The following is a 5,453-nucleotide window of genomic DNA, read 5'->3' as shown; positions in this document are numbered from 1 at the left end:
GTAATGGCCTGGACCGCGGAGTCGCAGACGTACGGCCGAGTGAACGATGACGACTTACGGGTGCAGGGCGGCCTGCAGCCGGGCGTAGTCCGGTGACGCGGGGGTTCCATGCGATAGACCCTACAGCGCGAGGATGTGATGCCAGCGCGCCTGTCGGGTTGACGGGGTATCTCTTCATGCTTGCAACATTACAGCATGACGCTGTAATGTTGGAAGTGAAATCAGGTCAGAGGGAAGGGGTACGGATGTGTCGCCGCTGCTGATCACCGCCGCTTTTGTCGCGTTCACGATTGTTGTGGTCTGGAAATTCGGCTACGGGCTGGCGCGGATCGCCGGCATTGTCCTCGTGCTCAAAGGGCTGGTCTGGCTGGTTGCGGGTGCAGCCGTCGGAGCCCAGCTCGGCGCGATGGCGGCGGGTGCGGCGGTGTGGCTCGCTGGGCATCTGTTCGGCGCCTATCGGCACCGAACATGGGGTTCGCGCCTGGCCAAGCTGATCTTCACCCGGATTCCGGGACTGCGCGTGCTGGACCCGCAGCGCCGCAAGCGTCGGACCCCGAAGCCTGACCGCCGGGAAACAGGCCGCCAGGCACCTGCTGACGATTGGAAGCAGTGGGAATCCGAACTCGACGATGGCACCCCCAGTGAGCGGAAGGCGCCGAAGACCTCCCCGCGTCCGCGGCGCACGTCCTCGAGGGCTGCCCGGATCGGGAGCCGCGCCGCACGCAGCGCGGCCCGTACCGCGGTGCGCCTGACGATCCGGCACGTACCGGCTGCCCGCGCCGCCCACCGCGCATATCGCTTCCTGCGCTGACCGCCCACTCGCCAACGAACGGAGACTCATGACCGCACCCCAGGCCGAAGGCGTCGAGAAGAACATCCGACTCGACGGTTCGCACCGCGCCTGCGGCGACGCAGAAGCCGCCCGCACAGTCCTCCAGGGCATCGCAGACGGCCCTACCGGCGCTCCTGCACCCTCCTGCGGCCGAGACGCCGCTCACCGCCGTGACGTGGTCGCTACGACCCCTTCCGGCGAACTGTTCGCAGGCGCGTCCTGCCCGGCTGACGCAGCCTCGTCGACACCGTCGGTGCCGGGCTCTTACCTGCATAGATGACACGTCCCCTTCGTTGGAAAGAAGATGACATGCCCAAACCTTCCGGCCACGACACTCCGCGCCGCACCGTTCATGTGATCGACCGCAGCGGGTGGGGAACCAGCCGCGCCTACCCTGCGATCCGTGCTCTCACGCTGATCTGGACGTGCCCCACTTGCCGAGGTCCGCGGGGAATCCCGCAGAAACACCGCTTCCACGAGGACGGCGAATGGTTTACCTGTGACCGATGGGACAACCCGTGCGGCCACGTCGACATGTATGTGTCGGTCCTGAACGAATCCCGAAAAGGGTAGAGGCCTAGAGCGGGTTTCTTTGTGGGACTTAATTCAAGGGTTGCAACATCACATTGTCGCGCTGTAATGTAATTCTCGTAAGTCCGACACGGAAGGTCACCGTCATGAACGACAACACCGCCGTCATCACCGCAGACATCGTCACCGCAGCTCGCCAGCTCGACTGGGGATCGATCGTGATCCGAGACGGACAGATCACCGCGGCCGCCCTCGACGACGAGGTAGAAGGAGACGAAATTCTGGCGGACCACTTCGACCTGTGCGAACTGGCGGAGTCCGCGAGCGACGCCGCCATTGCGGCAGAGCTGAACGCGGCTTCGCGCGACTGACCCGCAGTAATCCCACTGACAAGGAGTTCTCATGTCCCACGCCCTCGCCGAAGCCATTACCCCGGACCACCCCCGCGACCGCATCGTCGGCGTGCACGGATACCACCGCGACGAGGCGGGTTCGCGGTTCGCGACCGTCCGCCTCGCCGACGGCTCCACGGCCGAGATCGACCTCCTCGACATCTTCATCTAGCACCCGATCCGAGAGGTCGCCGCAGCGGCCTGACACACATCCGAAAGCCTTACCTACCCAGTTGAAAGGACCCCGCAATGCACGTCGAAGCGAACACCGAAGCGGGGGAGGCGGAACGGTGAACGAGTATTTCCCGCCCGACTGGGACAACCGCCCCCGCGTCGAACCCTGGAACGGCCACATCACCCGTCAGATGTGGCTGGCCAGGGACAAAGAGGACCTGGTCGGCATCATCGAACTGCTCGGCCACCAGATCACCACGGCAAACCAAGACGCACGCGACGCCGGCCATCTGGCCGACTGGCGAATCTTCCGGATGCTCGGCCAGGTACGACTCGGCGCCCGCGTGTACAACAACCTCGCCCGCGCACACCGCCGCGGCCGCAAGACAGTCCGGATCGATCAACTTCTCGAGGAGGCCACCGATGCCTGACCGCAACGACACACGCACCCCTCACCGCGACTACCGCGCCCTGATCGACGGCCGAGAAGTTCAAGTCGTCGGCCACCTGCATACCTCCCCGCACCACCCCGACCCCGGAGCCACGATCACCCCGTTCGAGGATCTGGCCGAACCGGGTACCGGTGCACACCTGTTCGCGCTGGTCTCGGTCCGCTGCGCTACCGACGACACCACCGTCGATCCGAACACCGGCCTCAGGCACAACAAGTATTTCGAGGGCCTATTCGGGAAGCCCAACGGCACCAGTTGGTACCTCACACCGGCGGTCTACGACCCGCGGTCGCGTACGTACGCCCTCGGCTCGCAGGCGCTCGCCGCGGGGCTGAGCATCGGTGCACTGCACGACGACGTTCTCGAGGTGGTCAGTGGCGCTGGGTACGCTGCCCCCGCGGGTGTGCGGGTGCATGACTTTCCAGTGCGGGCCCCTGCACCCCGACAGCCGCGGGTTACAGCCCTGACCACCCGCAGTCTCACGAGAGGAAAACAGTGAACGCTCTGTTCTGCAGCGGCGAGTCGATGGACACCGACCGATGAAACGCGCCGCCTTCTGGGGGTGGGCCACGGCCACAACAGTCCCGGAAGCCCTGACGAACGCGCTCGACGCCGCGGTGTCGACGATGCACGAGGAACTCGGTGCCGATGCGCATCCGGTCAACACCTCGCACACCACAACCATCCTCACCGATCAGGTTCACCAAGATCCCGGACTGCTCAAGAGCCTCCTCGGGAGCTCGACGGCAACCGTGAACCGCGAAGACCACGCCCTGGTCACGGTCCTACTGATCGGCGAAGTCTGGTAGCCGCCTATTTTGGCCAGCTCTTGTGCTGAGACGCAGCGGGTGTCCGAACTTGCTGCACCTGCATAGCTCGGGAACGCCGCCCGGTCGGTGCGGGTACGCATGCGCGGCACCCGCGAGGAGATGGATGCGATCCTCACCCGGTTGGCAAAGGAGGAGCGAGCTCAGGGGGTGCTCGAGCGTGAGGTGGGCGTCGACGGCATCGTGCGTTTGTATCGGCACCGTCGCGGTCCGGTGTTCCCGACGATCGAACGGTACCTTCGTCGTCGCGCCCGCTTTTGCGGCGGATAAGGAGCACGACAACTTCAATCAGTGGTGGGCCGGCGCTCTTGCCGCTACTCCTGCGGTCTCAGCGGCGGCGGGAGCGGCCGACGGAACCGACCGCAGTCCGGGCCCGGCTATTGGCGCAGGGAAGCTCTCTAGTCAGGCGTTCTCGCTCTGCTCGTTCGCCACTTCGCCGACTGCACTCTTGAGCCACCACCGGAGATTCCGCCTTCCGACCAATCGCGCGCCATCCCCGAACCGGCTTCGCTCCTGCGAAATGAACGGAACCGAATTGCCCTCGACCACAGGCTCTTGTGTCCAACGGTGCGGCGACCCGTAGATCGCATTGAGGGCGTCGCGGTCATGTCCCAGCTCTACCAGCTCATCTTCGGAGATTTCATGGTGATGGAGCGGATCGGGAGCACCATCATTTCCTACTCGACGATTGAGCTCCTCGTAGAGCCTGACCAGCTCGCCAGCAGCCTCTCCCACCTCGGAATTTCCGCGCAGACGTTCGATAAGGAAGGGCAGTACAGGGATGAGGGCCCTTCCTTCTGCGCGGTCGATCCAGTCATCTTCCCAACCGAGGGTTCCGTCGGGGCTTGTCTTTGGCTCCCCGAAGAGCTGACGTGCTCCATCGACCGTATATCCCTGGTCGTACAGTTCTTGGGCAGTGATCCACGACTGCTCAGGCATTTCATCCACTCCTGTTCACTCTTGTTACGAGCTTCTCAGTCGGACAGTTGGCGCGGTGTTTGGCGCGAAGCCAGTGAATCCGCTAGGTGACGGTTTCTCCAAGGACCCCCGCACGCGCTCGGGCGTGTCGCTCAGCCGGCGACGGACGGGCGGTGACGGCCGTGGGGTTGTCGCGATTCTGAAATCGGCGACGAGTTCGGCAAAATTGGGTTTGACCTGTGATGACGACAGGTCCCCGAGAAGGGATGAGGCGTTTACCGGAGTGCGCGCAGGTTCGATTGGGCGGTTGCATGCAGAATCCTCCGACTTCAGCTGGTCGCGGCGGTACATAGCGCCAAGTAGCCCGGCCCTCGATTTCGCACGAAACTAATGGATTCCATGAGTTATGCGTGCAATCCGCGAGTTTCTCGCAGATTCCGATACTTGCCGCCGTTGGGAGCGCATGTCTGCACCGTTTGACGCCCCAGTTCGGGATTCTTCACCGGACCACCTCTACGGGACTTCGCAGGTCAGCGAGTTCCAGTCATGGGACGACAATCGGAACGTGCCGGTGAGGGTTCCGCATCTGGCGCGGGCTCAGCGCCGGCTGACGTTACCCATGAGCAGTTCCAAGTCTGCGACTATCGACGCAGGGGAAGGCATTTTCTCGCTCTCGTCGCGCACACGTTTTGCGCCAGTCCTTAAGGAATCCGAGGCCAGGGTGCGGAGTGAGGCTGCCCCCTTGGAGTGGACACCCCTGACAATGGTTCCAGTAGAGCCAGGAGGGATGTCGAAGTGGGACGCCAGTCTCTGTACACGGAGGAATTCCGGAAAGACGCGATCGCGCTGTATCGCGCGGCCGACGGCCAGCGCACATACGCGGCGGTCGCCGCGGACCTGGGCATCAGTGGCGAAACGCTACGGACGTGGGTCCGCAAGGACACCGCCCGCAATGGACGCCCGGAGGCCCGCAGCACCGCCGGTGGGGAAACCCAAGCGGACGAGCTCGCGCGGCTGCGGGCAGAGAACGCCCGGCTACGCGGTGCCGAGAAGGAATGGCAGCTCGAACGCGACATCCTGCGCCGGGCAGCCGCGTATTTCGCGTCAATGTCATCCTGGAGAGGTCCGGTGGGATTCGCTCGGTATTTTGCTGCCCCGGTCCACGGCCTGGTGGCTTGTCTTGATGTGCGGTCCCACCGGGCCCGGAGGGTCGTTCGTGTGGCTTGATAGAATGTCAGCGGTCATGTAATTCCCCAGGTTGAGGGGTTTGTCCGTCACGTAATTCCCCACCCCGCCGTCACGTAATTCCCACCCCTGGGGCGTGTCG

Annotated in this window: 9 protein-coding genes and 1 pseudogene; 9 read left to right on the top strand and 1 reads right to left on the bottom strand. The window is 64.2% G+C overall.

What is annotated here, in order from left to right:
• The first annotated feature begins 247 nt into the window (after positions 1-247).
• The 8 genes from AZG88_RS27930 (at position 248) to AZG88_RS27905 (ending at position 3,478) form a co-directional block, all read left to right on the top strand.
• Positions 248-811, top strand: coding sequence for a hypothetical protein (locus AZG88_RS27930; RefSeq protein WP_061699757.1), 564 nt, complete (start codon positions 248-250; stop codon positions 809-811).
• 28 nt (positions 812-839) lie between these two features.
• Entirely contained in the window at positions 840-1,112 is a 273-nt protein-coding gene (locus AZG88_RS50665) for a hypothetical protein (RefSeq protein WP_442971759.1), read from the top strand.
• Between the two features lie 397 nt (positions 1,113-1,509).
• Positions 1,510-1,734 (top strand): hypothetical protein, encoded by a 225-nt coding sequence (locus tag AZG88_RS27925; RefSeq protein WP_061699756.1) that lies wholly within the window; start codon positions 1,510-1,512, stop codon positions 1,732-1,734.
• 31 nt (positions 1,735-1,765) lie between these two features.
• Positions 1,766-1,927: a hypothetical protein gene (locus AZG88_RS52935; RefSeq protein ID WP_197487948.1), complete on the top strand. Its 162-nt coding sequence runs from the start codon at positions 1,766-1,768 to the stop codon at positions 1,925-1,927.
• A gap of 118 nt (positions 1,928-2,045) precedes the next feature.
• Positions 2,046-2,360: a DUF7463 family protein gene (locus AZG88_RS27920; RefSeq protein ID WP_061699755.1), complete on the top strand. Its 315-nt coding sequence runs from the start codon at positions 2,046-2,048 to the stop codon at positions 2,358-2,360.
• Entirely contained in the window at positions 2,353-2,880 is a 528-nt protein-coding gene (locus tag AZG88_RS27915; protein WP_061699754.1) for a hypothetical protein, read from the top strand. Before AZG88_RS27920 ends, AZG88_RS27915 begins: the two co-directional genes overlap by 8 nt.
• Positions 2,881-2,920: 40 nt before the next feature.
• Positions 2,921-3,190: a hypothetical protein gene (locus tag AZG88_RS27910; RefSeq protein ID WP_061699753.1), complete on the top strand. Its 270-nt coding sequence runs from the start codon at positions 2,921-2,923 to the stop codon at positions 3,188-3,190.
• 99 nt (positions 3,191-3,289) lie between these two features.
• Positions 3,290-3,478, top strand: coding sequence for a hypothetical protein (locus AZG88_RS27905; protein WP_061699752.1), 189 nt, complete (start codon positions 3,290-3,292; stop codon positions 3,476-3,478).
• A gap of 132 nt (positions 3,479-3,610) precedes the next feature.
• Here the strand turns inward: AZG88_RS27905 and AZG88_RS52030 are convergent, their stop codons facing one another.
• The gene (locus AZG88_RS52030) at positions 3,611-4,147 is read right to left on the bottom strand and encodes a hypothetical protein (protein WP_156517638.1); all 537 of its coding nucleotides are present in this window, start codon (positions 4,145-4,147) and stop codon (positions 3,611-3,613) included.
• A 774-nt stretch (positions 4,148-4,921) separates the two neighbouring features.
• Between AZG88_RS52030 and AZG88_RS27895 the strand changes: the two are divergent.
• Positions 4,922-5,229, top strand: a pseudogene (locus tag AZG88_RS27895) (transposase); the annotation flags it as partial.
• Between the last annotated feature and the right edge of the window lie 224 nt (positions 5,230-5,453).

The sequence above is a fragment of the Rhodococcus sp. LB1 genome, from assembly GCF_001583455.1.
Taxonomy (GTDB): Bacteria; Actinomycetota; Actinomycetes; order Mycobacteriales; family Mycobacteriaceae; genus Rhodococcus_F; species Rhodococcus_F opacus.
This window is presented reverse-complemented; position numbering and strand designations above follow the sequence as displayed.